This window comes from Streptomyces sp. NPDC029292, from assembly GCF_055569295.1.
Genome location: NZ_JBVHXR010000058.1, coordinates 1 through 1,296 on the forward strand (window position 1 = coordinate 1; position 1,296 = coordinate 1,296).

Annotated in this window: 2 protein-coding genes; both read right to left on the reverse strand. The window is 67.0% G+C overall.

From position 1 onward, the window contains the following. Positions 1 to 33 precede the first annotated feature (33 nt). Positions 34 to 927, reverse strand: coding sequence for an IS3 family transposase (locus ACZ4WS_RS47770; protein ID WP_467990508.1), 894 nt, complete (start codon positions 925 to 927; stop codon positions 34 to 36). Then, complete coding sequence (locus ACZ4WS_RS47775; RefSeq protein WP_467990510.1) at positions 924 to 1,229, reverse strand: transposase; 306 nt, start codon at positions 1,227 to 1,229, stop codon at positions 924 to 926. The genes ACZ4WS_RS47770 and ACZ4WS_RS47775 overlap by 4 nt, the downstream gene beginning before the upstream one ends. Positions 1,230 to 1,296: the final 67 nt, after the last annotated feature.

Genomic DNA, 1,296 nt, shown 5'->3' on the forward strand with positions numbered 1-1,296 from the left:
TGAAGCTTCCCCGTGATCTTGGACACTCGATGCTTACGCCACGAGGGCGTGTTCTTGTTCCAGACGCTGCCGGGTCTCCAGCGGGGTGAGGTAGCCCCAGCGTGGATGGCGGCGTAGGCGCTGTCGGTTGTAGAAGGTCTCGACGAAGGCGAAGATGTCCGCGCGGGCGCTGGTGCGGTCGGGCCAGCGGCGGGTTCCGATCTCCTCCTTCAGCAGTGCGAAGAACGACTCGGCGGCGGCGTTGTCGAAGCATGAGCCTGTGCGGCCCATGCTCTGCCGAAGTCCCAACCGGCGTATTTCACACCGGAGTTCGTCGGAGGTGTATTCGCTGCCGCGGTCCGAGTGCGTAATGCATCCGGGCTTCAGCTGCCCGCGTCCGGCGGCCATCTTCAGCGCGTCCACGACCAGGCCGGCGCGGTGGTGGTCGGCCATCGAGTAGCCGACGATCTCGCGGGTTGCGAGGTCCAGCCAGGTCGCCAGATACAACCAGCCCTCATCGGTGGGTATGTAGGTGATGTCGCCGACCAGCTTGATCCCCGGCTCACCCGCGGTGAAGTCGCGGCCGATCAGGTCCGGGGCGGGCACCGCCCTTTTGGCCGGGCGGGTCAGGCCTTTGCGTCGGCGCCGGGTGACCCCGCTGATGCCGCGTTCGCGCATGACACGCTCGATCCGTTTGCGGTTCACGCGATGTCCGAGGCGGCGCAGCCCGGCGTGGATGCGCGGCACCCCGTAGGCGCCGCGGGAGGCGACGTGCAGCACGGTGATCTCGTGGGCCAGGGCGTCATCGGCGGCCTTCCTCGCCGAGCGCGCCTTCTCGCCGTCCAGCCACGCGTAGAAGGAGGAGCGGGCAACCTTCAGCAGCCGGCACAACAGAGCAACGTTGTGGGTGGTCTTCTCCGCCTCGATGAACGCGTACACCTCGCTCATCGATCGCTCTCCTTCGCGAAGAAGACCGCCGCTTTTCGCAGCACCTCGATCGTCTCCGCCTGCTCGGCGGCCAGCTTCCGCAGCCGACGCAGCTCTTCGCGCTCGGCCGTCGTCAGCTCTCCCGGCGCCCCCTGCCCACGGTCGATCGTGTCCTGCTTGACCCAGTTCCGCAGTCCCTCGGCACTGACCCCGATCTGACGGGCCACCTCGGTGACGGTCTTCCCGGAGGAGCGCACGAGCGCGACCGCGTCCCGTTTGAACTCCTCCGTGTACCGCCTGCTGCGGTTGCTCTTGCTTCCCACCTGGCACTACTTCCTCTGGAACCTCATGTCCCAGTCTCCAGGTGTCCACGATCAAGGGGAAGGTTCA

Bases quoted from the DNA above. Each gene is read 5' to 3' on its own strand.
- ACZ4WS_RS47770 (WP_467990508.1), bottom strand. From the start codon at position 927: ATGAGCGAGGTGTACGCGTTCATCGAGGCGGAGAAGACCACCCACAAC.